Annotated in this window: 1 protein-coding gene; it reads right to left on the reverse strand. The window is 63.7% G+C overall.

Annotated elements, in window-relative coordinates; translation table 11 throughout:
• Positions 1-492 precede the first annotated feature (492 nt).
• Positions 493-867: a hypothetical protein gene (locus tag ACWD04_RS33985; protein WP_451137584.1), complete on the reverse strand. Its 375-nt coding sequence runs from the start codon at positions 865-867 to the stop codon at positions 493-495.
• Between the last annotated feature and the right edge of the window lie 627 nt (positions 868-1,494).

The following is a 1,494-nucleotide window of genomic DNA, read 5'->3' on the forward strand; positions in this document are numbered from 1 at the left end:
GCCTTCGCCACCACGCACGCAACGCCACCCGCCCCCTGATCACCCTCGGCATCACGTGATCAAACCGGACAGACTGAATGAACGACGCCGCCCTGCTTACCAGGGCGCGCCCTTCGACGACACGGCGCAGCCGCACGTCTTTCTCGTCACTCTGCTCCATCAATTCACTCCCGTTCCATGCGTAGAATGAAGGCGCTCCGGTCGGACGAGTGGGCGCAGCTGGCGGGGAAATTATTGGAATTCGGGTTGCCGCCCATTCCAATTGCAGTATTTCCCCGCCAGCCTCAAAACAATTGTGCGCGCGGCCTCCTCCGGAGGAACGGCGCACGACCCTACGGGTCGTCACGACACCGAAACCCTACGGGTTTTGGAAGCCGATTCTTCCGGAATTTTCGCCAGCACCGGGTGGGTGCTGCGGAAGGGACGGCGGCGCACGGAGGTCGGGGGCCGGGCGGTGGTGCGGCCCGTGGAGGCCGCACCACCGCCTGTGGGCTACACGCTCAGGGGCGTGACCGTCAGGGCCGTGATCTGCCCTTCCCAGAGGTCCCAGCGCGTCACGTGGCTGCTGGCCGGCGAGACCACCACGATCTGGCCCTCCCGCTCCGCGTCAGCCACGCCGACCGCCAGCAGGCACATGACGGACTCCCAGGCGTCCCGGTCGACGGTGTGGCCGCCGTCCGTGGGCACCTCCACCTGCACGGTGCAGGTCAGACGGTCCGCCAGGGTCAGGCTCTCGCCGTCGACCACCACGGTCATGGTGTGCGACCCCGGAGCCAGCTCGGCGAGCAGCAGACGCATTGCGTCCTCAGCCACGATCCAGCCGGAGTTAAATTCGGAGTAGTGCATGTAGGCGGGAATGATCTGCATGATTGTGCTCCTAATTCGGACGAGTGGACTGACCGTCAGAAGAGGTTGCCGACCCTTCTGACTGATCTAACCAAAAGGGGAATGCTGACGTAAATTCAAGAACCAACCGGCACGCTTTTCTTGGCGCCACCGGAGTAGTTAGGGGCGTCTCGGTTCGCGACGTCGGAGCGCGCGACGGCGGCTGGTCGGTGGTAGGAAAAATTCCCAGTTTCTACCCAGCCGCTTGGGTGATGCAGGGTGGTAGGTGCCGAGTCCAGTTCTTAGCTACCATCAGAAATGATGCACAAGAGTCCGAGCCGAACGACCCCCCTCTTGTTGGTGCGTAATTGTCTGCGACGGTGGGTCGAGTGATGCCGCGCGTGTCTCCTGGCGTCGAGCCTGCCCGCACTGCGGAGCCGTGCGGGCAGGCTCGACGCTGTCCCTTGACCTCACGTCACCCCCGGCGCCCGCAGCCGCTGAGCACCAGTCACACCACTTTCCGGTGTGGTGCGAGAATTCCGGAGGAATTCCCCACCCCATTCCGAAGGAATGGGGTGGAAAGCCCGTAGGGCTTTATCGTCTTTACGACCCGTAGGGTCGTGCGTCGTTCCTCCGGAGTAGAAGCGCGTCTGATGCAGGATGCGGCCA

This window comes from Streptomyces sp. NPDC002911 (genome assembly GCF_053591835.1).

Bases quoted from the DNA above. Each gene is read 5' to 3' on its own strand.
- ACWD04_RS33985 (WP_451137584.1), bottom strand. From the start codon at position 867: ATGCAGATCATTCCCGCCTACATGCACTACTCCGAATTTAACTCCGGC.